18 protein-coding genes are annotated in these 25629 nt (G+C 42.6%); 11 read left to right on the forward strand and 7 right to left on the reverse strand.

What is annotated here, in order from left to right:
• Positions 1-53: 53 nt before the first annotated feature.
• Together NLZ44_RS23950 and NLZ44_RS23955 are read right to left on the reverse strand one after the other, a co-directional pair.
• Entirely contained in the window at positions 54-3167 is a 3114-nt protein-coding gene (locus NLZ44_RS23950; protein WP_493751403.1) for a CHAT domain-containing protein, read from the reverse strand.
• A gap of 227 nt (positions 3168-3394) precedes the next feature.
• The gene (locus NLZ44_RS23955) at positions 3395-5173 is read right to left on the reverse strand and encodes an ABC transporter ATP-binding protein (RefSeq protein ID WP_369299262.1); all 1779 of its coding nucleotides are present in this window, start codon (positions 5171-5173) and stop codon (positions 3395-3397) included.
• Between the two features lie 121 nt (positions 5174-5294).
• On the opposite strand from NLZ44_RS23955, the gene NLZ44_RS23960 reads away from it, so the two are divergent.
• Genes NLZ44_RS23960 through NLZ44_RS23975 form a run of 4 tightly spaced genes read left to right on the forward strand, consistent with a single transcriptional unit; the run spans position 5295 to position 9815 of the window.
• Complete coding sequence (locus tag NLZ44_RS23960; protein WP_006622230.1) at positions 5295-5927, forward strand: hypothetical protein; 633 nt, start codon at positions 5295-5297, stop codon at positions 5925-5927.
• Between the two features lie 26 nt (positions 5928-5953).
• Entirely contained in the window at positions 5954-7195 is a 1242-nt protein-coding gene (locus tag NLZ44_RS23965) for a diaminopimelate decarboxylase family protein (protein ID WP_315736809.1), read from the forward strand.
• Positions 7196-7241: 46 nt separating this feature from the next.
• On the forward strand, positions 7242-8519 hold the full coding sequence (locus tag NLZ44_RS23970) for a hypothetical protein (protein WP_111890816.1): 1278 nt from the start codon (positions 7242-7244) through the stop codon (positions 8517-8519).
• Positions 8520-8534: 15 nt separating this feature from the next.
• Entirely contained in the window at positions 8535-9815 is a 1281-nt protein-coding gene (locus NLZ44_RS23975; RefSeq protein WP_493751404.1) for a glycoside hydrolase family 10-like protein, read from the forward strand.
• 3 nt (positions 9816-9818) lie between these two features.
• On the opposite strand, the gene NLZ44_RS23980 is transcribed toward NLZ44_RS23975, so the two are convergent.
• Positions 9819-11174, reverse strand: coding sequence for a hypothetical protein (locus NLZ44_RS23980; protein ID WP_008051705.1), 1356 nt, complete (start codon positions 11172-11174; stop codon positions 9819-9821).
• A 209-nt stretch (positions 11175-11383) separates the two neighbouring features.
• Between NLZ44_RS23980 and NLZ44_RS23985 the strand changes: the two genes are divergently transcribed.
• Positions 11384-12253 carry an NAD(P)-dependent oxidoreductase gene (locus NLZ44_RS23985; protein ID WP_081593271.1) on the forward strand — a complete coding sequence of 290 codons (870 nt, stop codon included), beginning with the start codon at positions 11384-11386 and terminating at the stop codon, positions 12251-12253.
• A gap of 60 nt (positions 12254-12313) precedes the next feature.
• Here NLZ44_RS23985 and NLZ44_RS23990 read toward each other — a convergent pair whose 3' ends face one another.
• Positions 12314-12865, reverse strand: a complete 552-nt coding sequence (locus NLZ44_RS23990) for an SWIM zinc finger family protein (protein ID WP_111893694.1) — start codon at positions 12863-12865, stop codon at positions 12314-12316.
• Positions 12866-13119: 254 nt separating this feature from the next.
• On the opposite strand from NLZ44_RS23990, the gene leuC reads away from it, so the two are divergent.
• The 4 genes from leuC to NLZ44_RS24010 all read left to right on the forward strand — a co-directional run bounded on the left by leuC (position 13120) and on the right by NLZ44_RS24010 (position 17971).
• Complete coding sequence (gene leuC / locus NLZ44_RS23995) at positions 13120-14529, forward strand: 3-isopropylmalate dehydratase large subunit (RefSeq protein ID WP_008051696.1); 1410 nt, start codon at positions 13120-13122, stop codon at positions 14527-14529.
• Between the two features lie 95 nt (positions 14530-14624).
• Positions 14625-15230: a 3-isopropylmalate dehydratase small subunit gene (leuD, locus tag NLZ44_RS24000; RefSeq protein ID WP_008051695.1), complete on the forward strand. Its 606-nt coding sequence runs from the start codon at positions 14625-14627 to the stop codon at positions 15228-15230.
• Between the two features lie 123 nt (positions 15231-15353).
• Positions 15354-16016, forward strand: coding sequence for a phosphoribosylglycinamide formyltransferase (gene purN / locus NLZ44_RS24005; RefSeq protein WP_006622240.1), 663 nt, complete (start codon positions 15354-15356; stop codon positions 16014-16016).
• A gap of 251 nt (positions 16017-16267) precedes the next feature.
• Positions 16268-17971 carry an asparagine synthetase B family protein gene (locus NLZ44_RS24010; RefSeq protein ID WP_199456416.1) on the forward strand — a complete coding sequence of 568 codons (1704 nt, stop codon included), beginning with the start codon at positions 16268-16270 and terminating at the stop codon, positions 17969-17971.
• Here NLZ44_RS24010 and dndD read toward each other — a convergent pair.
• The 3 genes from dndD to NLZ44_RS24025 all read right to left on the reverse strand — a co-directional run bounded on the left by dndD (position 17968) and on the right by NLZ44_RS24025 (position 22705).
• Entirely contained in the window at positions 17968-19953 is a 1986-nt protein-coding gene (gene dndD / locus NLZ44_RS24015; protein ID WP_493751405.1) for a DNA sulfur modification protein DndD, read from the reverse strand. The genes NLZ44_RS24010 and dndD overlap by 4 nt on opposite strands.
• Before the next feature lie 192 nt (positions 19954-20145).
• Positions 20146-21732 (reverse strand): DNA phosphorothioation system sulfurtransferase DndC, encoded by a 1587-nt coding sequence (gene dndC / locus NLZ44_RS24020; protein WP_493753067.1) that lies wholly within the window; start codon positions 21730-21732, stop codon positions 20146-20148.
• Positions 21733-21754: 22 nt separating this feature from the next.
• The gene (locus NLZ44_RS24025) at positions 21755-22705 is read right to left on the reverse strand and encodes an HNH endonuclease (protein WP_493751406.1); all 951 of its coding nucleotides are present in this window, start codon (positions 22703-22705) and stop codon (positions 21755-21757) included.
• Between the two features lie 109 nt (positions 22706-22814).
• On the opposite strand from NLZ44_RS24025, the gene NLZ44_RS24030 reads away from it, so the two are divergent.
• Together NLZ44_RS24030 and NLZ44_RS24035 are read left to right on the forward strand one after the other, a co-directional pair.
• Complete coding sequence (locus NLZ44_RS24030) at positions 22815-24395, forward strand: DGQHR domain-containing protein (protein WP_493751407.1); 1581 nt, start codon at positions 22815-22817, stop codon at positions 24393-24395.
• Between the two features lie 44 nt (positions 24396-24439).
• Positions 24440-25621, forward strand: coding sequence for a DNA sulfur modification protein DndB (locus NLZ44_RS24035; RefSeq protein ID WP_008051688.1), 1182 nt, complete (start codon positions 24440-24442; stop codon positions 25619-25621).
• Positions 25622-25629: the final 8 nt, after the last annotated feature.

The raw sequence follows: 25629 nt of genomic DNA on the forward strand, positions 1-25629 counted from the left end.
TTAGAGGAGGGTTTCAGGGAAGGTCGGCTATATCTTATAATTAGGTATTTATATTACCCCAACCCAGCTAAGGTAAATGCAGCCCAGTAGTAGGGGTTAGCAAAAGGAAAATCTTGTAAGTTGAAGCTGGCTAAAATGGTTTTTTGGTCATTAATTTGTTTGAGGTTTTCCTGAGATGTTATCTGTTCAAAATAGCTCTCTAATTCGGGCTGGTAAGTTGCCATTAACTCGGTTTTGGTTAAACTTCTGAGTCTAATTTGAGCCTGTTTGAGGGCTTCTAGGGGGCTTAATTCTTGACGATATTGATAGTAGAATTGGCTAAAGAGGGTGGTGGGAATTTCTCCGGCTGACCATAGGGGATAAATAACTGTTGTGGCTCCCATACCCAAAAAGGCACTACTAAAGTTGATGAATTGTTGATCTATTGGGGAAGGGTTGCGGTTTGGGTCGGAAGCTGTTGTACAGGTCCGACAGCGGGAAATGAATACTTCTAGGAGTTGGGGCGATCGCATATTGAACAAGTCTTGGAGAGATATGGATTCTGTGCCTAAATTGAGTTGAGAAGATAGGGGATTGTCGATATTAAAGGTAATGGGATTTCCGATATATAAAACCTGGGCAGATTTCAGTAACTTTTGATACTGATTGAGATTAATCTGGTCATTTAGCAACTGTTCTGAGGGGATAGAATAGCGTTGGGCTAAGGCTGCACATTCATAAGTTGCTAGTAGTGAGGTAGGTTGAGAATTGCCAATTAATCCCCATGGGGTTGAGGTGTTTAATGCTGTTATCTGAGAATGAGGCTGAGACTGGCGGGTTTCTCTAACTTGACTGGATAAATTGAGAATATGGCTACTGGGGGCGATTCTGACCCGGAAGCGATCGCCTAAAAATTCCTCGCCGCCAGCAATTGGTAAAGCCACAAAGGAACAGCGATGTAAGACTAAATTCGGAATAATTAGCAGTTCGTCAACTTCCACAAGATGTTCACTAATTAGGCGGTCAATATCCAGACGTTGAGCCAATTCTGCTAACATCCCTTTCATGCGATCGCGGCTATTTGTTGGGCTGTCTATATCCAATTTTAGCCAGTAATTAGTCAACCAAGTTTCTAAGTTTTCCCCTGATTGATCAGGACATATATGCAGGGCAATCTCTAGGGTGTTTGTCGATGACCAAGCATCATCATTACTTCCCTGTTTTACTATAAAAATATAGGCACATTTGTCGGATGTATAGAAACTCAATAAAGCCGTTCGAGAATGTATGAAATTCTGTAGGATTTCTTGACTCCACGGTTCAACTCGCAGCAGACCAGCCAGGAAGGGGTCTAGGGAGCGTATCTGATTAATCAATTGGTCAGTTTGAGTATCCAAACCATTGAGTGTAGCTGTTTCCGCCCGGAATATAGCAATACTATTCATCCTAATTCCTGCTGCTGCAAACTGTTTCATTTCATCAGACTGACGGCGAAAATGGAGAGTGTCAATTTGCTGATGAAGCCGTTGATATTTTTCGACAAGTTCGGTTAATTGTTGATCTATTCCGGCATAATTATTGGACAGCAAGCGGACTAAATGTTGAATGCGGAAACGTTCCCCATATTCAAAAGCTAACTGTTGCTGATCAGCATTAATACAGGTCTGCACCATGCGACTATATAACCCGGCGACTTCCCTAGTAACTTCCTGGCGATGAGTGGTGGGAATAATATTTGTGTAACTGGTTTCTACAGTTTCAATAGCGCGACTATAACCTGCTATAGCCAAGGACCAGTTTTGCTGCGAAAATCCGATATCCCCCAGATGTCTGGCTGCTAGTAAACAGTGCATAGGAAGGGTCAAGGGGGTGGTTTTTTCTAAACTTTGTTCAAAGGCTTGAATCGCATTATCAAAGTCTTTAATAGCTTGGTATGTCTGACCTAAATTATTAAGTGCTTTGACTTCTTGGCGCAAATCTCCGGTTTCTCTGGCGATCGCTAAGGCTTGTTGATAGTTGTCAATGGCATTCTGTCCTTCTCCTTGGCGATAATAGGTGTCGCCTAAATTGAGTAAAGCGATTATTTGTCCTTGGGTTGACTGAATTTTTTGGGTTAACTCTAGATGCTGTTTATGGTAGGCGATCGCCTGCTCTAAATCTCCTTTAATTTGATAGGTCATCCCGATATTACTCAGACTATTCGCCACCCCAAAACTATAATTAATACTGCGGGCAATTTTGAGGGCTTGATGGTGGGTTGCGGTGGCGTTATCATACTGTTTTATGGCAGTATATGCACTCCCCAAACTAGCTAAAAAGCTGGTTTCTCCGAATTTATAACCTAGTTCCTCGGCTTTTTCGGCGGCTTGTTTGGTATGGGCGATCGCTTCTTCGTAGCGCCCTAAAGTTGAGTATAATTGACCCAAAGAACCCAGCACATTTACCTCGCCGAAACGATAGTTAATTTTTTGGGTTATTTCTAAAGCCTGCTGATAGCCAAACAAGGCTTGATCATGTTGACCAATAGCATAGCAAACATGGGCGAGACTGCTGTAGGCGTTGGCTTCTCCCTGGGGATATTGAGTTTTTCTGGCTACAGCTAAACACTGTTGATGGGCGGATATAGCTTGTTCATATTGCCCTAAAGAATGATAGATATTACCTAATTTACCTAAACAATTAATCGCCCCACGATGGTTATTGACTTGCTGATAAAGAATTAGGGCTTCTTGCCAAGATTTAAACGCTGCTTGGAAGTCATTATTTTGGAACTGTTGAACTCCCTGTTTGAAAAGTTCCTCAGCTTGGGATTGTTTAGCTGTAATTTGTTCAGGAGTTAGGGCGGGTAATTCGGCTTTTGGTTGTTCAGAAACTTGGGGGGATGCTGTGCTGGCGACTGCTGGTACAGGTTTAGCTACTTCCTGGGGTGGAGGCGCTGGCATTTTCTGCTGAATGAGGGTGGAGACATTGCCAAACTCTTGAATTTTAGTGGCTATTTCTGTTAATCGTTGGGCATCTTCTTCACAATTGCGATCTGCCAGAACTTGGCAAACTTCCTGTACAAATGGCACAAAATCCTCGTCAATTACAGCCATATTGGCTTGGAGGACTTGCAGAGATTTCTCTGGAGAGTAGACAAGCAAACTGTAAACAATTTCGTAGTAGGCTTGCTGAAGATTTTCATCCATTGCGATCGCGATTAATTGTTTAGGTCGGTAGGCTTTGCGCCTGGGGTACAGAGCCAGAGATTATGGGAAAAGTCCCGACAATGCCTCCCGCTCAAATTTTATCAAGATTAATAGCTATTTACCACAGACTTGATCTAATTTCCGTTAATTGTTGCTATTCTCCATGGGGATGGTTGCATAGCGCGAGAATGGCGGAGATGAGTCTAGGGGTAGTGTTCGGTAATTGTCTAACTGCTAAATTGCTGGGAATAGAAATAAGCATAACGACCACCAAGTGCTAATAATTCAGTATGAGTCCCGGATTCGGTAATTGTACCATGTTCCACTACTAAAATGCGATCGGATCGGCGGACGGTAGCTAATCGGTGGGCGATAATAAAAACCGTTCGCCCCCGCATGAGTCTTTCTAAGGCTTGTTGAATTAGGGTTTCTGATTCGGAATCTAGGGATGATGTCGCTTCATCTAAAATTAGGATTCTGGGGTTTAATAAGACTGCTCTGGCTATGGCAATTCTTTGTCTTTGTCCACCGGATAAGTTAACTCCCCGTTCCCCTACTATGGTTTGATAACCTTCGGGAAATTGGCTGATAAAATCATGGGCGTTAGCGATTTGGGCGGCGGTTTTTACCTGTTCAATATCATAATCAGTTTGACCAAAGGCAATGTTTTGGGCAATATTACCAGAAAATAATGTGACTTCCTGGGGTACTATGCCAATTTGTCTACGGAGACTGGGAAGGGTGACATTTTGGATGTCTATATCGTCTATCAGAATTTGACCCTGTTGGCGATCGTAAAATCTAGGTAGGAGGCTGACAATTGTGCTTTTTCCGGCTCCTGACGCGCCGACTAAGGCTACCATTTGCCCGGGTTCTACTAAGAGATTAAAATCGACGAGAACGGGCTGATTAGGGGCAGAATCTTGGCGGTGATTATGGCTGTTTTGGCTCAAGGTGGGATAGGTAAAGCTGACATGACGATATTCAACTTTTCCTTTGACGTGGGGAAGGGCGATCGCATCAGGTTTTTCTATGACATTGGGCTGAATGGCGAACAGTTCAAAAATGCGATCGCAGGAGGCTTCTCCCTGTTTGAAGTCACTATAATTACTGGTGGTTAAAGAAATGGGGTCAATCAATAAAGCTACGGCTGTAACATAACTGATAAAACCTGTTCCCGTTAGCTGACCTTGGGAGATTTGCCAGCCTCCTAGGAAAAATAAAAACACTACACTCATCGCTTCCAAAAAGCCGACTACTACGAACTGTAATGCCTTAATTCTTTCCGCCAAAAATTTCGCCTGTCGGTTGTGTTCTGCTTCTAGGGAAAATCGAGAGATTTCGTAATCTTCGGCGGCGAAGGCTTGCACTAAACGGATGCCGCTAAATACCTCGGTTAATAGGGCAGAAAGGTTAGAAATACGGGATTGACTTTGGCGGGTAAAGGTTAGCAGTTTTTCCCCAAACCAGCCAATTAATAGCGCCATCAGAGGGGCAATAATTAGGGTGGCTAGGGTAAGTTTCCAGTTCAGGTAAAGCATATAGCCTAGGACGACTATTAACTGCAAAATGCAGGGGATAAATTGATGAAATAATTTGTTAATGACTTCGCCAATTTTATCTATATCTTCCGTGAGACGATAGGATAAATCTCCCGTTTTGGCGGTTTCAAAGTAACCAACATTTAGCCGATGAAGATGAGTATATACTTGTTTTCGCAGGTCTAGGGCGATGCTTAGGGCTGCTTTAGCCATCAGGGTATCCTGACCGTATTGGACAGTTCCCCGAATTAGAAATATAATGGCAGCAACCCCAGCAATTTGGGCGATCGCTTCTACATCCCCCCGACCAATATATCCGGCTATTTGACCCATTAGCCAAGCTAATAGCGGCCAAAATGCGGTAAAAACTAGGGTACAGGTTAGGGCCTTGGCGATGGTTCGCGACTGGGGACGAACATAGGGCAATAGTTGCCAGTAACTTGATGATTGTTTCAAGGATGCCACAGATATTAATACTATTTGTTTAGGATATCAGTTGTTAAGTCTCTGGAATTTGCTAATTGTCAATTGAAGTTGTAATCAGATATGAATTTTCGATTGTTTGAGCTGAATTTTACCCGACAACATGAATAATAAACTTACTCAACAACAGTTAGATCAGGTGATTGCTGAAGTTGAACGCCTATCCCAAATTCAGGAAACTGAACTCGATCGCCAACAAGTCCAAGAAATTCTGGAGGAATTAAATTTACCTACTGAAAATCTTGATCAGGCGCTGATGCAGGTTCGCCGTCGGGAAGTCTTGGCGGCGGAAACCAAGCGAAACCGAATCTTAATGGTAGGATTGGGATTAGCTGCTGTGGCTATTGTCGGCGGCGGTTCCCTATGGTTTGATCAACAACAACAGGCGATCGCCCAAGTTTATGCTAACCCAAATCAAAGTCGTTTGACTTTAGAACGATTCGACCGGGTTAGTCATTTTGACATCATAGACCGCCAGAACTCCCCCACAGTTTACTACCAAGTTAGGTTACAACAAACTCCCAAGGGTCGTCAACTAGAATTAGGATGTAATTGGATTAATCCTAATGGTCAACTTGCCCATCAAAATCGCTATCAAACTCGTACAATTGATAGTGATGTCTGGAATACCCGCTGTCGGCATCAGTTGGGTCCCACTTCACCACCAGGAAATTGGCAGGTGGAAATGTTTTTAGGCGATCGCATTTTAAGCCAATCAGAATTTACCGTTAAATAACAGCAGTTAAATAACATTAACAATTCATGAATATCACTGAAGCCAAAAAAATCAACCCTAAACTGTCTCAAAAGTTGCCATTTTCTACCGACTTGGCGAAAAAATTACTAGATATATATGGCTCCCCTCTGTATGTGTATAATGCTGATATTCTCCAGGATACAATTAACCATATTGGTGGGGCGGTTAACTATCCTAAAACTCGCTTTAAATTCGCTAGTGTCACTAATGGCAATATTGCCTTACTCAAGATTTTTCAACAGGCTAACTGGGGACTCCATGCCAATACACCAGGAGACGCATTTTTAGGACTCAAGGCTGGCTTTCATCCCCAGCAAATAGTGTATAGTGGCAGTAATTTAAATCACCGGGAGTTTCAATTATTATTAAACTGGGGAATCACTACCTATAATTTAGACAGTCTCGACCAACTCCAGCTATTTGGGGAAGTTTTCCAACAACTAAAACTCGATTTTTTACCTAAGTTAGGATTTCGGCTAAATCTGCCGGAAATTAATGGCGATAGTCGCATTGGTGTTAATCCCCAGGAATTTCCAGAAGCCATCAAAATAGCCGCATCCGCTGGCTTAAAAATTACCGGACTCCATTTTTATCGCGGCACTGGCACTAATGCAACTTCCTCTTTTACTCAGGTGATTAAACCCCTGTTAGCTATCGGTCAACAGTTACCAGATTGGCAATATCTGGACTTTGGCGGTGGTTTTGGCTACCCCTATCAACACCAAAAATCAGCCTTTGATTGGCATTTTTTCGGACAACAAATCACGGCGGAACTTACTCAAATTAACCGAGAAATTAACCGAGAAATTGATTTAATTATTGAACCGGGAAGGTCGGCGATCGCCTCCTGTGGAACCCTATTAACTCAAGTAGTCTCAACTAAATGGCAACCCCCAAAACAGATAGTGGGAGTTGATACCACAGTGGCTAATTTATCCGTCCCCTCAGTCTATGGAAATTATCGAGAAATTGTATCATTTTCTGATACACCCAACCATTATATTACTGATGTTTGTGGAAATACAACCTACTCCCGCGACTACCTGGGAAAAAATCGCCAACTTCCTCAACTTAAACGGGGAGATATCCTAGCTATTTTAGACTGTGGCGCTTATGGTTACGCCATGTCATCTCACTTTCTGCACCGACCTCGACCAGCGGAGGTCCTACTACAACAGGGAAAACATCAGTTAATTCGCCAACGGGAAGATTATAATATTCTCTTAACCCAGCAGGTAGATATTTAAGCTAAAATCAATTGGCTGCAAGTTTTAATCACCAACAAATTAGATTATGAAGTGTATCAATTGCGGTATCGAAAATAACTTTAAAGAACGCACCGCTTATAGTGGCAGATGTAAAAGTTGCGGACATCAATTTGTATTTGAACCTAAAACAGGTTCTCCCTTTAGTGATCCCGGCTTTCAGAAATCTATTGAATCAGTTTCAGGTCCGGAGAATCTTTTATTCACCAAAAAACAATTAATCTACTTTTTTGAACGAAAATTAGGCAAAAAAAATAAGTTTGCTATCTATCCATACGCCATACTATTCCTGATTATATATTTTTGGGTAACTATTTTATTTTCTGTGCCACTTCTAGTTTCGTTCATGACTTTGATGATATTGTCGGCACAAATAAAGTCAGAAAATCAACCCGTATCATTGCGTAAACAACAGGCGAGATTTTTGCAATTTATCGGTTTATTTGAGATATTTGCATCAGTAATATTGCTGATGATCAATCCCAACAATATCAGATTTATAATTTTCCTACTGAGTGTAGGTCTGGGTTTATTTATGATATATGTAGGAGAGAGTCGTCGTCAAATGCTTAGTCATGCTATTGACAAATTTCCGCTCGCATCAACACAATTAGATAGTTGGTTAAATAGCTGGAGTGCAGTTAATGGTCCTATAGGTAAACTCTTACCATCTCCCAAACAATCAGAGAGTAATGCTGTACTTACTCCTGACATTACCTCCTATAGTTTCGATCGCCTTATGGTCTGTGATAATTCGGCGATCGCTCAATTTTTAATTGCCAATAACTTTCACTTCAACCATAGTTGTGCAATTGTCAGTATTACCGGATATCCTCAAAGCATTTTTTCCACCATCTTAGAAATGGCTAAACGCAATCCCGAATTAGTAGTTTATGCCGTCCATGATGCTACTACTCGGGGTGTCTCCTTAACCCATCATTTGCGGAATACCCCTCAATGGTTTCAAAACACTACTATACCTATTTATGACGTAGGTTTAACACCCCAACAGGTGTTAAATAGTAAAGGTTTCTTTATCCGTCATTCTGACACATCAGAGACACAATCACCAGCCATATCCCCAGAAATTCGCACCACCCTGTCACCGGAAGAAATAGCATGGTTAGAAGCCGGAAATTTTGTCGAATTAGAATCATTACCCCCAGCCAAACTCTTACAAATTCTCAGCCGACAATTTAACTTAAACTCTACCAAGTGGTCAGATGACACCACCAGTAGTGATAGCACAATTGATAGCAGAACATCTACAGATATCGCTATCTTTGCTTCTTCAAGTTTCGGTTAAATCACCACCCCTTGAATGCCTAAAATTATCAAATCTGTGAAACCCCTAAATTTGTCTAAATCTTTAATCCGGGTAATCCTGATAATTTTAATAACCTGTGGATTAACCATAGCCGCAATTCCGCCTGTCACCATACACCAAACTGCAGTTAGTGCGGAACAGGAAATTCGGGGAGTATGGATAACCAATGTTAGCAGCGGAGTCCTGTTTGTTCCCTGGGGAATTAACCGCGCACTTGACCAACTATCTGCTCTGAATTTTAACACAGTTTACCCAGTAATTTGGAACCGAGGCACGACATTTTTTCAGAGTGCTGTCAGTCGCAGAGTCACCGGAAAATCACAAGATTCTCTACTACATATCAGCCGACTAGGACGAGATATTCTGTCGGAAATTGTCATCGAAGGACATAATCGGGGTTTACGAGTAATTCCCTGGTTAGAATATGGTTTTATGGCTCCCATCAATTCTCAGTTAGTTAAGAGACATCCCGAATGGGTAACAACCACCAAAGATGGTAGGCTAATACTTCCTAGATATACCACGGAACCAGAGTCGGTTAATGCCAGATTATTTAATCTAATTCGGAGGCTGTTGCTATTAAGTCCGATTCGCAATGTTTGGCTAAATCCTTTACATCCAGGAGTGCAGAGATTTCTGGAAGATTTAATCATAGAAGTGGTGATGAAATACAATATAGATGGTATTCAACTTGATGATCATTTCGGTATTCCGGTTGAGTTTGGTTATGACCCCTATACGGTCAGCCTCTACAGACAGGAACATCAGGGAAAATATCCCCCTGATAATCCCCAAGACCCGGAATGGCGGCGGTGGCGTTCTAACAAAATTACTGACTTTATTGAACATTTAGTTAAAACTATTAAAGCCACGAAACCTGATTGTATTGTTTCCCTATCTCCTAATCCCTACGAATTTACCTATAATGTCTATTTACAAGATTGGTTAACTTGGGTAAATCGTGGCTGGATAGATGAAGTGGTCTTACAAGTTTATCGCAATAGCTTAGAAGGATTTATCCAAGAACTTGAACACCATTCGCTGATTACGACTCAACAAAAAGTCCCCCTGGTTATCGGTATTTTAAGCGGTACTTTGCATAATCCTGTGGAGATTAAGGAGATTGAAGCACAGGTGCAAGAAGTACGCGATCGCCATTTAGATGGTGTCTCCTTTTTTTACTGGGAAACACTCTGGAGTTACCTAACACCTGATGCACCCAGAAAACGTCGTCAGGCATTTGAGATCATGTTTTCGGAATCTATTTTAAACTAGAGTTTAGCTTAATTTACCATCAGATTGATTCAGACGTTTCTGCCATTCCTCATCAATTTTATCAGCGTTAGCAGCTTCTTGGTCAACCAGATCTGTTTCTGTGGTATAAGCCAAATCTTGATTGCTAATGACGGTTTCGGCGGCGAATTTACGCGCATATTTTAACTTTTGTTGAACGGTATCATCAGCTTGATTTAAGGCGATCGCATGAGACTGGCGGTATTCATTACGCACAGCCATTTTACCATTGCGCCACTGTACCCAAAAATATCTGATTAAAGGTACAATCAGAAAACCCGCACCATAGGCAAAAAGTAGGGGATAAATCATCTCCACAAATGCGACTAAGCCACCCATTTGCGCTGCCATTGCGCCATCTTCTAGTAAATGACCTAAAATCAATGCGCCGACGAAATTAACCGCACCTAAACCCGCTGCTAACATTAACTGATTAGAAGTAGCATTGCTAAACTTCCAATTATTTTCTTTGAGGTAGGCGGGGACGGGTTGGGGTCGATATTGAGTTGCAGTGGTTTGTAATTCGGGAAAATGATATACTAACTGTCCTTCGGGACTCACTTCTGGCTGTCCGTTAAACCTAGTTAAAACTGGCAGCATATAGTCCTCAAATTCCTGGGAATAGGCGTTACCCAAATTATCCAAATAAGGGGCAATTTGTTCAGCTACTACTGCACCTTGATTGTTCCGAATTACTGTGGCGATCGCCTGCCAACGCTGTGCTTCTAAATTATAGTTAGGGTTGCCATCTCCAAACAGGAAAGAAAAGACGACTTCAAAGAAGTTCATTTTCTCTTTTTTCAGTTTATTGGCAATCTTCTGTTGGCGACGATAATAATTGCCATTATCCCAACTCAGAAATGAGAGGGAGTTAGGGTGAAACCAAAAGTGGGGAATAAAAATAATGCCGCGACCACGGGAACCGCCGCCACCGCCGCCACCGCCGCCACCGCTACGGTTAGAATCGCCAAAAAATACAATCGCTGCAATGGTTATAAAAATTAGGACTATGGACACCAATAACATAATCCCAAAGGAAATGCGAATTAGATAAAATAGTATTCGCCAAACTTTTTGCCACCATTCATAAACTCTTAACCGCCAATATCGATTTCGCATGACAGCGCGAAAATTCTGGGGAAATAGGAAGGCAATATCCCCAGACTCAGATACTTGTAGATGTCCTCCGGCTTCTGATGCTAAGGCTAAAAGTTGCTGTTGAGCCAGATTAACTTCAAGTCCAGCTTGAATGGCGACATCAGCACTACTGACGCGATATCCCAGCTTTTCGACAGCTTCAATAATAGCGGGGGAACTAGCAGAATTAAATAGGTTAGACATGATTAAATCTTGACCATCTTCCTCGTGAGTTCTATTTGCCTATTTATATGATAATTATGGGTTAGGGGTGATCCTTGGCAAAATCTGCTTTCAGCACTTACCAATATTGTACTCTATAATCCCAGAGTTTTCCCAAGGTTATTGGTTAATGTCTGATGGGAATAATTGGGCAATCATTAAGATATACAATAACTGCAAATAAGTTATTGATGCTCATGAAAGTTGGATTAATTGGAACTGGACTTATGGGAGAGGCGATCGCCCTGCGACTATTGGAGGCGGGGTTAGATGTGGTAGCCTATAACCGCACTGCGGCTAAATTACAGCCTCTTGAGGATAGGGGAGTAGCGATCGCCTCATCGGTAAAAGATGCGATCGCCCCTTGTGATTGCACTATTTTGATGTTAGCAGATGCGCCCGCCATTGAAAACATGGTACTATCCGCTGATATTCTTCCACACTGGCAGGGTCGCGCGGCCATCCAAATGGGTACTATTGGCCCACGGGAAAGCCAAGCCATCAGAGACAAAATCGTTGCTGTGGGGGGGGAGTATATGGAGGCTCCGGTTTTGGGTAGTATTCCCCAGGTCAAATCCGGTACACTTCAGATCATGGTGGGGGGGACTGGCGAACAGTTGCAACGGTGGGAAAAAGTCCTTGCACCCCTGGGGGAGGCGATGCTAATTGGGGAGGTCGGTGCGGCGGCTGCGGTGAAATTAGCCCTAAATCAACTAATTGCGTCCCTCACGGCGGCCTTTGGCTTGAGTCTCAGCTTTATTCAGCGTCAGGGTGCAGATGTTGAAATTTTTATGAAAATTCTCCGGGATAGTGCGTTATATGCGCCGACGTTTGATAAAAAGCTACAACGCATGATTGATGGGAATTATGCCGATCCCAATTTTCCGACTAAGCACTTGTTAAAGGATACTAACTTGTTTATAAATGAGGCGATCGCCTCTCAGTTAAATGTGGCCGGATTATCGGGGGTGCAAGAGATAATTGCACAGGCAATCACCAATTTAGATTTGAGCGACCTGGATTATTCGGCATTAGTAGAAAGCATCCGAAACCCCAGTTAATTATATCATAAAAAATCCCCCAATAGTCATTTTTGGAACTTCTGGGGGATATTAATTTAATTAATCAGATGGCATCTGACACAATTGGGCAGCAATTTGATGTTTACAAATGGTTTGCCGATACCGCCAATCTTCACAGGTACATCCTCCCGATTTTACTAAGGATAGGGTATGATGATCGGGGTTCCAAACTACTGCACCTTGGGGAATTAGGCGCACTTGTAGAGGTTCTAGGGCTACTCGATTATAGCGAGATAGGAACATTTTAGCCTGGTTTTTATCGACGGCAACCGTGCCTTGATTGGTCTGGATAATTAAGCTGTGGTCGGTGATGTTAATCTCCAAAATCCGGGAATGTTTTACGCCTCGAATTGACAGAAAACAAGACCAAATCCTAGCAAAATCAGCTTTAGATACGAGACGACTGCAACGACCCGCAGAAGTGTGATAAACCAGTCGCGGGGTATTGCCGGAGCCGATAGTATCAATATTTTCGAGTTTGATGGATTGAGAAATGAGAGGGGAAATTTTTGGGGTTTCTGGCTCTACCAAAGGGGAAGAATAAAACCCCAACCCGCTGTTAGCAGCGGTGGCGATCGCGCTTTTACTCATTGTGGTATTATACCCTTGTGATCAAAATATTGGGGACTGAGCGCTCTATCCAGAATCAAGGGGGGAGGGCGCTCTTTTGTTATCTCTTATTATAGCAAATCGGAAAAGTGATCGGGGGCTAAAACCTAAGATAGTTGGGAAATTCGGGCATTTGAGGGGGTCGATCCGTCGCCCCGCTTTACCACAGTTCCCAAACAGGTTAAAATGGGGCAGATATATCAGCGCGTTCGATACGCCGATTAACCGATGGTTTTATGAGCAAAGGAACACTATTTGATAAAGTTTGGGACCTCCATACAGTGGGAACCCTACCATCCGGTGAGACTCAACTCTTCATTGGTCTACACCTGATCCATGAGGTGACAAGTCCCCAGGCTTTCGCGATGTTACGCGATCGCCAATTGAAAGTCCTATTTCCAGAACGCACCGTGGCTACGGTGGATCATATCGTCCCCACGGAAAATCAAGCTCGTCCCTTCGTGGATGTCCTGGCTGAGGAGATGATGCAAGCCTTAGAAAAAAGCTGTGCGGAACACAAGATCCGATTTTATAACATCGGTTCCGGTAATCAAGGCATTGTCCATGTGATCGCACCGGAACAAGGCCTAACTCAACCGGGAATGACGATCGCCTGTGGAGACTCCCACACCTCCACCCACGGCGCTTTTGGGGCGATCGCTTTTGGTATCGGTACTTCCCAAGTTCGGGATGTTCTCGCTTCCCAAACCCTAGCCTTATCAAAACTCAAAGTTCGCCGCATTGAAATTAACGGCCAACTCCCCCCAGGTGTCTACGCCAAAGATGTCACCCTCCATGTGATTCGACAATTGGGAGTTAAAGGCGGCGTGGGTTATGCTTACGAATACGCCGGAACCACCATTGAAGCCATGTCAATGGAAGAACGGATGACTGTTTGTAATATGTCTATTGAAGGTGGCGCGCGTTGTGGTTACGTTAACCCCGATCAAGTCACTTTTGACTATCTCAAAGACCGCGATTTTGCCCCCAAAGGCGAAAATTGGGAGAAAGCGATCGCCTGGTGGCAACAAATTCGCAGTGATGCCGATGCCGTTTATGATGATGTGGTAACTTTTGATGCTGCTGATATTCCCCCGACGGTCACTTGGGGAATTACTCCCGGACAGGGTATTGGCGTTGATGAGGTCATCCCTAAACCGGAAAATCTCCCCCCAAGCGATCAGGCGATCGCATCAGAAGCATACCGCTATATGGAGTTTACCCCCGGAACTCCCATTGAGGGAACCAAAGTTGATGTTTGCTTTATCGGAAGTTGCACCAACGGACGCTTAACCGACCTACGGGAGGCGGCTAAATTTGCCCAAGGTCGCAAAGTCGCCCCAGGGGTGAAAGCCTTTGTAGTTCCCGGTTCCGAAAGAGTTAAACAAGCGGCTGAAGCTGAAGGACTAGATCAAATCTTCCGAGAAGCAGGTTTTGAGTGGCGAGAAGCCGGGTGTTCTATGTGTTTGGCTATGAACCCTGACAAGTTACAGGGAAACCAAATTAGTGCATCTTCTTCTAACCGCAATTTTAAAGGCCGTCAAGGTTCCTCTACCGGACGCACATTATTAATGAGTCCCGCCATGGTCGTCGCGGCGGCGGTTAACGGAAAAGTTGCCGATGTTCGTAAGTTAATCGAAGCCTAGTTAATTAGTACCCCCATTACCTGATGCAACCGGGTAGGGGGGAACTCTCCTTATTTCCTCTTGTTAACTAATCCGAATCTTCCTAGTCAAAAATCATGAGTAAAATTCACAAGGTGTCAGGACGCGGTATCCCCTTAGTTGGTGGTGATATTGACACCGATCGCATCATTCCCGCCCGGTTTTTACGCTGTGTAACCTTTGATGGTTTGGGACAACAAGTATTTGCTGATGACCGTCAACAATTAAACGGAAATCATCCCTTTGACCTCCCACAATATCAAGGTGCTAATATCTTGGTGGTTAATGAAAATTTTGGCTGTGGTTCCTCCCGAGAACACGCTCCCCAAGCTATAGCCAAATGGGGTATTCAAGCTATTGTCGGGGAAAGTTTCGCCGAAATCTTTTTTGGTAATTGCGTGGCTATCGGAGTTCCCTGTGTCACCGCTACACCAGAGGCGGTCACACAATTACAACAGTTATTACAGCAAAATCCCCAAGTTGAAATTATCATGGATCTGGGGACGCTGAAAGTTCACGGCGGCGACTTAACTATTGATGTGAACATGAATGAAGGCTCCCGACAGTCCTTTATTAATGGTAGTTGGGATAATTGCGGTCAGTTGATTGCTAATCATGACCAGATCCGCACTACTGCTGCTAAGTTGCCCTATTGGCAATGGGATAATTCGGCGATCGCATAATCTTACCCCAGTTTGGGTAGTAGGTTGGGTTGAACATTTCGCCTAACCTATTCCCCTTTCGCGTATACTTACTCAAGTGCCGGAATTATTCTAGCCACAGCAGCGATATCATTGCTTAAATCCATGATTCCCTATCAAAACCCCATTGATTCTACACCCTATCTAATTTATCCCCCCTTACCTGACCCCCTATTTATTCCCGGAAAACCCATCAAATTAGGGGTTTTGGCTTCCGGTAGTGGCAGTAATTTTGAAGTAATTGCCCAAAAAATACGCGATGGACAACTTAACGCCCAAATACAGGTTTTAGTTTACAATAACCCCAAGGCTAAGGTTAAACAACGCGCCGAAAAGTTTGATATCCCCACTATTCTGGTTAATCACCGCGACTACCCCACTAGAGAAAGTTTTGATCAGCAGGTTGTTGATACCCTCAATCAATATGATCTCGATTTGGTTGTATTTGCGGGATGGATGCGAATTGCTACCCAGGTTTTGGTAGCCGCTTTTCCTCACCAAATTATTAACCTACACCCCGCTATATTGCCCAGTTTTCCCGGTATTCGTGGCGTTGAACAAGCCTTGGAATCGGGAGTTAAAATTACAGGATGTACCGTCCATCTTGTCGAGTTGGCTGTTGATAGCGGTCCGATTTTGATGCAAGCCGCTGTCCCCGTTTTACCCCAGGATACTCCCGAAACTCTCCATCAGCGCATTCAAGTATGTGAACATCAGATTATGCTTGGGGCGATCGCTTTGATGAACCAAAAATTGCTATTAACCTGATTTTGTGAAGTTTTGTAAAGAAAAGTCAAGAAATGTTAAAAAAATCGCCTTTTTTTCTGGGGGGGTAGCTTTTGGGGCGGACTTGTGTTATACTTTTTAGATAATGGGAATAGTGGCATTTTTTTAGTAAACCGTTAGAATTCCATTATGAAGCATTACACTTAAATAATCCCACAAATTGCACCAATTTGTCAACCCCTGCGAAGGAATTTCGGCTAAAATGCAACTTGGAGCAGCACCTATCCCTGAATATGTCTTTTTTATCATCCTGGCAGCTTTTGAAACCTCGTCATCGTCAAAGATTACCAGAGCCAGAAATCCGGCCAAATTGGTGGGTAAGTTTAGGTAATGATATCACTCCATCGAATGAAATAACTTGGCAAGAGGAGACAATTGCGATTTACCAAACCCAGCCAATTATCAGCTTAAAGCAGCGATTTGTCATAGTAGGGGAGAGTAGTTTAATTAATGGGGATATTGACCAATTATTAGACGATTTAGATCACAGGGATAATATTCCCGAAGTCCTGTCGCAGTTACAAGGAATATTTGCCCTAGTGATTTGGGACAGAAGCCAAAGGCGACTGTGGTTAGCACGAGATGCTGTAGGTGGGAGAAACCTATACTATACAATTAATCAAGGTATTTTGCGGGTAGCACCTCGTCTGAGAAGCCTAGGGAAATTTCATCCCCAAAAATTAGATTATCTAGCTTTACGAGACTATCTTTCTTGCGCGTTTATTCCGGGAGAACAAACCATCTGGGAAGGGGTAAAAGAAGTACGTCCGGGGACAATACACGAATGGTCAGACCCTGGGAAATCTGGGAAAATACAAGTTTATTGGCAACCGGAAGAACAAATAGGCGATCGCGATCAACCCCTAGAATATTACAGCCAAAAATTGCGATCGCTTCTTAATCAAGTAGTGGCAGAATCCCTACCTATTGGGGAACCTGTAGGCGCTTATTTATCAGGGGGATTAGACTCTAGTGCGATTACAGCTTTAGCCAGTAAATTTCATCAGCAGGAAGTCCATACTTATTCAATCCATTTTGGGGCTGAATATCCCAACGAATTAGAATTTGCCAATTTAGTAGCGGAACATTGCCAAACTCAGCATCATATTCTGGAAATCCAGCCAGAAACTGTATGGGATAATCTAGCAATTACTATGGCAAATTTAGACGATCCTATTGGTGATCCTCTGACAGTTCCTAACTATTTATTGGGACAGGTAGCCAAACAGGATGTCGGAGTTATTTTAAACGGGGAAGGAGGCGACCCTTGTTTTGGCGGTCCGAAAAATAAGCCGATGTTACTCTATGAACTGTATGGGAATATTTACAACCATTTTCCCAATCGTCTGACCACCTATTTAGAGTCTTTTAAAAAATGCTATCCCCATTTACCGGAACTTCTGAAACCGGAAATTTGGCAGCAGGTAAAAGATGCGCCGTCAGTATTTGAACCCGACTTAAATTCCGCCCAAGAATATTTAAATCGATTGATGCTAATTAATATTAAATTTAAGGGGGCAGACCATATTTTAACCAAAGTGAGTAATATGACATCGGCGGCGGGTTTAGAAGGGCGATCGCCATTATTTGATCAGCGAGTTGTTGACCTAAGTTTACAAGTTCCACCGGTGTATAAACTCTCTGCTGCTAATGAGAAAGCCGTGTTAAAAGCAGCGGTTACTGATGTATTACCAGCCTCGATTATTTATCGCCCAAAAAGTGGGATGCGGGTTCCTGTAGGTTCGTGGTTTTACCACCATTGGCAACAACGCACCCAGGCATTATTGTTCAATAAAAATGCGGCGATCGCCCCTTATATTAACCAAAAGTTTATTAAGGAACTTTTCAACCCCCAAAGTCCGGCTTATCAAAAATTTGGGATTAAACTCTGGTTATTAGTGAGTTTAGAAATTTGGCTACAAACCCAGAAAAATTAACTGTTGATAAAATAACCAGGTACAATAGTTGTGTGTCCTTGTTTGGGGTCATATTTAAGTAAATATTCACGGGCGATCGCCTCTTGTTGTCGGAGGCTTTTTAATTCGGGTTCGCCAATTTCTGTATCTGTAGATAGCAAAATTACCTGATGGCTGGCGGAGGGAAAATATCGTTCAATTAGGTTATAGCGGTGAGAGGAGTCTAGCCTTCCCAGGGGGGTATCAATAGCAATAGGAAGCTGGCGACCAGAAACCCGCGCCAGACCCCACAAAAAAGCGATCGCCAATAGTTGTTTTTCCCCGGCAGATAAGCGATGTTTGGGGACGGGTTGACCTTGGGGGTCATACAGAGACAAACTAAAATCTTGGGTAGCAATAACGACTCGATGAACTAGGTCTGATTTATGGAGAAGATAGCGGAAACATTCAGTCACTTCTATTTCCAGCTTATTAAGTTTTCGGAGGGTCAACTTTTCCCGAAATTGTACTAAAGTTTTTTGTACCCTTTCGGAAGTTTGGATAATGTGGTTGGCATTTTTGCGATCGATAGTCACCTGGCTATATTCGGACAATTCTTTCTTAGTTTTTTCCACCATAGCCTCATAGCGATCGCGCTTAATTATAGCTTGATCATAATCCCTTTTGACCTTCGCCACATCCGCCCCCGCATCAGAAACCGCCTGTAACAGTTCTTCGTAAACCTCCGGGGGTGCCGCCACATTTAGCTGTCTTTCCTTAGCTACAATCGTCTCCTGAATGCCTATCAGTTCATTTTTAAAAGACTTGGTTTGGCTAATTTGATTAGGGAGTTGATGTTCGAGAACACTGGTAAGCTGTCCGAGAGTAATTTCATCCATATCTAACCAAAAATCCTGTAAAGAATCATCGGAACTGGTGGAACTCTCCGACTCCAAAAAACTCCGAACCTTATCCAAACTAATATCGCCCAAATCCAGAGTTTTCAAATACTCCAATAATCGGCGATCGCGTTCCGCCACCACCTCCCGCGCAATTCTCACCTTTTTCTCCCTAATTTCCTTTTCCCCCTGCACTTTTGCCCGATCTAGCAGAGGCTTAATTAATCCCAAAGGTAGCCAAGCCTCCGCCATGTCTCGCAAGCGATCGCGCTTTTCATGTAACCTCTCTTGTTGCTCCCGTAATTGTGCTTCAATTTGGTCTCTTTCCTGGGCTACCTTACCCCCTTCAGTCCGAAACTTATCACGAGTTTGTCTTTCTCGTTTATGGGCTTTTTGCAACTCCGTATCAAGTCGCACAACCTGCAACTTTGCCTCTTCCCAATCTGCTATTTGTTCATTTAACTTTGACTCAATTGCTTCCAAAGTAGCCAACTCAGAGACCTCAGCCAACTCCTTGCGTTTCCGACTCACCAAAATATTCAAATCCACCGATAAACGTTCCGCCAACTCCAACCCCAAAAGGGACTGAATAGCCTGGATAACCGTACTCGGAGGACTGTCTAATTCCGCCAATTCCTTGACCTGTTCCCCATCAAATAGAAACAGATTAGAAATTCCCAAAGGAAAGAAATCTTCCACTCGTTCATCCCAAGTTTCCACCAAACCCTTATCCGGCCAATCATCAATCAAAATACCCAACGTATCCTTACCATTTTTGAGATGTCTATTCCAGCGTCTTTGGATGCGAAATTCCACCTGTTTATTTTCTAAAATATGTTCAAATAATAGTTCCACGCAGGTCATTTCATGGGGTGGGGTATGTTTATTAATCGCCTGTTTGAGGAAATCAGGATAGGCAATATTTCCCCTAGTCGAACATTGGGCGCGCGCACCATAAAACACCAAGCGCATAGCATCCATTAGCGTAGTTTTTCCGCCTCCATTCATCCCCCCAAGTAGGACAATAGGACTGACGGTTTCACCAGTCATTTGCGGACGCAGGTTAATAACTTGTTTACCGCGATAGGGGCCGAAGTTTTGCAGAGTCAATTCCAGGAAAATCACAGAATAGCAGTTTCCGTAAAGGTTAATAGAGTCGAGCCAGAAATCAACAACTTATGGAGTTAGGATATAGCCCCCTTGAGTTGCACCAAATCAAGGCATCAATTTTCATCCTAGGGGGTTAATTAATCCAACTTGTGACCAATCACAAATCACGGGATAACTAACCCCCAGAAGCATCTTAATACATGACGCTTAACTAAATTTGAGACTCGCCCAGTTTAGCTGTTGGGGAGGTTCCGGTTTTTCACCATTGACAATTTTTTTGATATCTTCAACTTTTCCTTCCTTAGCCGCTTGTTTCAGGTCTCGCTGATAGTGTGCATTTGCGATCGCTTCTGATTGCGATCGAGAACTGGTTTCAAAGCATCTTTCTAACGTATCATAGATTCCGGTACGCCGCGACATAGTTTTATACTGTCGTTCAGTATCCAGGAGTCTGGTCATCAGTTCTAAATACATCGGATCACCTTCGCTAAGTTCCTCCAAAATCTGCCATTCATCCACACCCAACATAGCATTACCACCACCATGGCGAGGGTCTTCAAAAGGTTCTCCTGTCACCTCTTGATAAATTCTCGGCAAACTATCATCAAATTCGTGTTTTTCCTCCAACCATATCCGCCGAATTTCGCTAAGTTCCTCCGGTTGAATTAAGGTTATATCCCGCATATCAGGCGGTGCATTTTTACGAACCTGTTGTTGAGCTTCTAATACCCGCCTTAACCAATATTCCCGCCATTCTCGTTTATAGGGTCCTGGTATCGGTTCGACTGACGTTTCTCCGTCAACATTCCTTTCAAACAATTGCACTGTCCCAAATATCCGCCGGAAGTCTCTTTTATCGCGATCATTTTTTACATCTAATTCCTTACGAATATCCAACAGAGGCTGCATCCACTCTTTAGCTTCATCATTTAGGATCATGGCTTCCATTGATTTATCTTGACTCACCAATGTACAAACCCAACAGCCAAATCGAGAATCTCCACAGCTAGGGGTTGAGGTATCAATAACTAAGGGACATTCATTGTCTGCTGTAGCGCCTCGGTACATTGTAAATAAGTCTTTATTACTGTAATTCCAAGGGTTTTCAAACTGCATCAAATACAGCCATACTTCGTCATTTGTCCAGGTTTCAATAGGAGTATAAAGCAAAGAACTAGGTAAATGAGGATGAGGACATAGATGTTCTCTCACACGCTTTAATTCTCGCTTTTCCATAATTGCTGCTCGATTAGCACTTTCTGTTTTACGGGTTCCCAAGACTACAATTGTTTCACCACTTGATCGGACAACATTACGGATAAAGCGATTAGATGGATCTACCTTTAAACGCACAGTACACCACCGGAATTTATGTCGAGGTGCTGGATATCCTTTTCCAATTAAACTTACCCAGTATGTCTGTGCTATCTCAGGGACTAGCAAATGAGGTTGGACGGGCATATTTTGTATCTTAGCAGCCTCTTGCATTTTTTCTAAAGATTTTTTGACCCACACGGAAACTACTGGATTTTCAACTAGAGTATCTGTTGTGATTACATGAATTGTCTTATGGCGTTTTTCTGGGGGTAGTTGCGCGATCGCATTCCAAATTAGTTGTAATGTGGCTGTGCTATCTTTACCGCCAGAATAACCTATCACCCAAGGAATTTGATCCAAGCAGTAGAGTTCTTGAATTTCTTGGGTTAAAAATTCTAGTGATTTTACAAATTCTTCAATTTTGGTATTTGGCGTATTTTGACTATCTGGAAATAAACTAATTTGTTCAGCATTCATTTGATAATACTCCTGTAAATAATCAAGCTCTGAAAACATGGTAACGATGCCATTGTAGCGACTCAAGACTAGGATAGTATTTTTCCTGAGATGGCAAAAATATTCGCTCTCCGTGAAATTCTTTAATCTGTTTCCCCATAGATTGAGTTTCTTTTAAATTACTGCCAATTACAATTCTGTATCTGCTATCTATAGAAAACCAGCCCATATCAAATGCCCAGTGATGATTTTTGCAAAATGAAATACCATTATTGATTTGATTGTTATGGAATTGAGAAAAGGGCTTAATATGTGCGCCATCTACAATATTTTGACTAAGATTTTTGCTGATATTTAAGCCGCAAAAAGCACATTTATAATCATAAATATGTACAACAACTTTTCTAAAAAATGCCTGCCTTATCCATGATTTTTTCATGTGATAAGTAGGCGTTTCTGAAGTAGGCTTTTGTTCATGGTCAAGCATGGCTAACTTTTCATTAAGATTCACCAAGGATTCTATGTCTTCATGGTTATTTGAAAACCACGTTGCAATTAGTATGTTAGTCAACTCTTGTCTAGTTTTTTCATTTTTAAGAAAGTCAAAAAGCTCATCGTCTACCTTAACATAATTGACTGCTTGTTTAAGTTTTCCTAAACTCTTAGGCTGAAAACCATCAAATTCCTCATGAAATTGTATGTGCCAAAAATTATCTCGTTTTAGATGGAAAAAAGGGTAATGTAGTCCGCCTGAGTAAGATGGATTACCTAAAATTTTCCAATATTTGTTAAATGCACTAACTAAATCATCAGATACAGTGATTTCATTCTCCGTAATTAATCCCTCGGATATCAGATCTATAACTGATAAAAGTAAAATAGGCTTATAGGGAGCCTGTCCCTTTTGACGGGTATTGCTGACTTTAAGCTTGGCAAACATATCACAGTAGTCTACCAAGTTTCGGCTATGTTTGTCTGGTCTGGTGTTTGTCACTGTCCCTCCTAACAGATAGAATAGCCTTGCCGAAATGCCCCATATAGGATAGTATGCGATTGGGGACAGAAGTTTTTAAAAACCATATCAGTATAGTAGTACAATAGCTATGACGATCGCAAGGAACCCAAAAACCGAGGGACAGCCAGGGGAACTAGGACAACTGCTAACCGAGTTGTTAAATAATAGCGATCGCATTTTAGTTCAACCGACATCAATGGGAGTCACCCAAGGATATATAGGCGCAGTCAGCCTAGAATGGGCTGCCAGTCACATTGGTTATGCTTCCGAATTACCCCTATTTAAAAGCCACATTGACCCCGAAACCCAAAATATAGAAAGAGGCGCAGAAACCATTGATGCTATACTCCAGCGACCCCTAGACTGGTCACGTCAAGCCATCTTGGTACAATACCTGATTACCCACAATTGGGATCGGAAATTTCCCCCCCTCGTCGTCGTTATTAGTCCCCACTGGGTAGATAACCCGCAAGCACCACAATGGGATAAAAACGGACAAGCTACCTGTTCAGCCGCCGAATATATCCCCTTAGATGAACAGGGAAAAATCGGCATCTTAGATTTATCATCTTCCGTCTCTGTCTTTGCTTTAGATGGACAGCATAGACTCATGGGAATTCAGGGAGTCATAGAATTATTAACAACCCGGAAAATACAACCCTATAGCAAACTCAAAAAACCTGTCGGTGAACCCATAACTTGGGATAAATTGCCTATAGTAAATATGCAGCCACAAGATAAACTAGCCGCCTTAAACCACGAAACCATTGGCATTGAATTTATCCCCGCCGTCTTGGCTGGAGAGACTAGACAGCAAGCACAAAGGCGAATTAGGTCTATTTTTGTACACCTTAATCAAATGGCAGTTAAACTCAGTAAAGGACAGTTAGCCGCCTTAGATGAAAATGATGGTTTTTCTATTGTTTGTCGCCAGATAGCCGTTAATCATCCCCTACTCCAAGATGAACCCGGACGTAAGCCTCGGATTAACTGGGATAGCGCCACAGTCGCCACCAAATCAACAGTATTAACTACCTTACAAGCCTTACGAGATATGGCGGAATTATATCTAGGTTGTTACCCTAAATTTCGAGGTTGGAAAGCGCCACAACCCGGTTTGGTTCCCTACCGTCCCGAACCCGAAGAGTTGGCATTAGGTACTCAGGAATTAATGAGTTTATTTGATGGTTTGGCGAGTTTACCCAGTTATCAAAAACTTACACAAGGAATGGAAACTCCTGATTTGCGAAGGTTTGGATTTGAACGCCCCCCAGGATTAGGAAATATTTTATTTAGACCCGTGGGACAAATAGCGATCGCTCATGGTATTGGTAAGGTGGTATTTCACTATCAACAACCCTTGGAAACCGTATTTAAAAAGTTAGTTAAATTTGATGCCGAGGGTGGTTTTAATCATATAGAATACCCTCAATCTATATGGTATGGCGTATTATATGATCCCAATAAACGCCGAGTCCGAGTAGCTGGTCGGTCTTTGGCTACTGATTTAATTGTTTATTTACTAGGAGAAATCACCGAATTAATGGATGAGGCAATGATACGCAAACAACTGGCTGAGGCGCGGACTTTTGAAAATAGGGCGATTAATTTTGAGGGTCGGATAGTTAAACCCAGGGAAGTAGGATTACCTGAACCTATAGATTTGTGATATCATCTAACAATAGATATAAATTCATACCAACTAATCAAACCATGGTTAATGATGAACCTACCAATAAAATAGACCATTTGGTGGCACCTCTTTATAATCAATACTTCCGCGAGAGGTGTTATTTGGGGTTGATGTGTCACCAGGGAGGGCGACAAATGATTCAAATTAATGTCCCAGCCCAAGATTTACCAACTCTCCTACAGGCGCGACCCTCCCTGGGAAATGACCCGGACTCTGGCAAAAATCGACCGGAGATTAAAGGTCATGCTGAGGAAATTAAAGACTATATTATCCAGCGTGTTCATAAAAATAAACCCTGGATTTTGGGAACACTGACAGCTAATGTTAATCCTGAAGATATCCAAATTCTTGACTTGGGTAGAGGCGTGTGTTTTGTGATAATTCCCCGTGGTCATAAGTTAGATATCACTGATGGACAACACCGCAAAACCGCGATTCATCAATTAATTGAAAGTGATTTAGGAAAGTTAATCGGTGAGGATGATTTTCCGATTACTTTGGTTTTGGAGGAGAATTTTAATCAGTGTCAGACCGACTTTAGGGATATGGCGCAAGCCAGACAATTAGATAAATCTTTGCTGGTTTCTTTTGGGGAACATTCCGGTCGCATTGGGATTACCAAAAATTTGGTCAATCGCGTTTCCATGTTTTATGGGAAAACTGAGAAGGTGAAAAAAAGCCCTTCCACTAAGCAGAAGTTGATTTATACTAATGCTTATATTGTGAATTTGGTCAGTTGTGCTTTTACTAATCAGCCGGATAATGACTTAGAAGATTATGATGTAGAAATGGCATCCCATGAATTAACTCAATGTCTGAATCAGTTTTTTTCGGAATGTCCGGTCACATCACATATTGCTAATCAGAGTGTGGATGAATTAACGGTTGAAGAAGTGGCTAATTTTAAGGAAAAATATTTATTAGGTTTTCGGGTGGGTTTGGAAATACTGGGGCGACTGTTATATATGACCTATGACGGTCAGCAAAATGAGTTTAATGGAAGTCAAATATCTGAGTTGGCGCAACTGGACTGGTCGCGGGAGAGTCGTCTATGGGAAAATAATGTGGTCACGATAGATCCTAATCCGAAAAACCCCCATAAACCCTATAAAATTTCCATGGGGGCTAGTCAGGTGAGAATTGCGGTTAATATAGTTAAAACCTATTTGGGCTGGGGTTCATCTCATCCCTATCTGAGTTAAATGTTATG

The sequence above is a fragment of the Arthrospira sp. PCC 9901 genome (assembly GCF_059013425.1).

Excerpts from the sequence above, each read along its gene's own strand:
- NLZ44_RS23950 (WP_493751403.1), bottom strand. The coding sequence starts at position 3,167 with ATGGATGAAAATCTTCAGCAAGCCTACTACGAAATTGTTTACAGTTTG.
- NLZ44_RS23960 (WP_006622230.1), top strand. The coding sequence starts at position 5,295 with ATGAATAATAAACTTACTCAACAACAGTTAGATCAGGTGATTGCTGAA.
- NLZ44_RS23965 (WP_315736809.1), top strand. The coding sequence starts at position 5,954 with ATGAATATCACTGAAGCCAAAAAAATCAACCCTAAACTGTCTCAAAAG.
- NLZ44_RS23970 (WP_111890816.1), top strand. The coding sequence starts at position 7,242 with ATGAAGTGTATCAATTGCGGTATCGAAAATAACTTTAAAGAACGCACC.
- NLZ44_RS23975 (WP_493751404.1), top strand. The coding sequence starts at position 8,535 with ATGCCTAAAATTATCAAATCTGTGAAACCCCTAAATTTGTCTAAATCT.
- NLZ44_RS23980 (WP_008051705.1), bottom strand. The coding sequence starts at position 11,174 with ATGTCTAACCTATTTAATTCTGCTAGTTCCCCCGCTATTATTGAAGCT.
- NLZ44_RS23985 (WP_081593271.1), top strand. The coding sequence starts at position 11,384 with ATGCTCATGAAAGTTGGATTAATTGGAACTGGACTTATGGGAGAGGCG.
- NLZ44_RS23990 (WP_111893694.1), bottom strand. The coding sequence starts at position 12,865 with ATGAGTAAAAGCGCGATCGCCACCGCTGCTAACAGCGGGTTGGGGTTT.
- leuC (WP_008051696.1), top strand. The coding sequence starts at position 13,120 with ATGAGCAAAGGAACACTATTTGATAAAGTTTGGGACCTCCATACAGTG.
- leuD (WP_008051695.1), top strand. The coding sequence starts at position 14,625 with ATGAGTAAAATTCACAAGGTGTCAGGACGCGGTATCCCCTTAGTTGGT.
- purN (WP_006622240.1), top strand. The coding sequence starts at position 15,354 with ATGATTCCCTATCAAAACCCCATTGATTCTACACCCTATCTAATTTAT.
- NLZ44_RS24010 (WP_199456416.1), top strand. The coding sequence starts at position 16,268 with ATGTCTTTTTTATCATCCTGGCAGCTTTTGAAACCTCGTCATCGTCAA.
- dndC (WP_493753067.1), bottom strand. The coding sequence starts at position 21,732 with ATGAATGCTGAACAAATTAGTTTATTTCCAGATAGTCAAAATACGCCA.
- NLZ44_RS24030 (WP_493751407.1), top strand. The coding sequence starts at position 22,815 with ATGACGATCGCAAGGAACCCAAAAACCGAGGGACAGCCAGGGGAACTA.
- NLZ44_RS24035 (WP_008051688.1), top strand. The coding sequence starts at position 24,440 with ATGGTTAATGATGAACCTACCAATAAAATAGACCATTTGGTGGCACCT.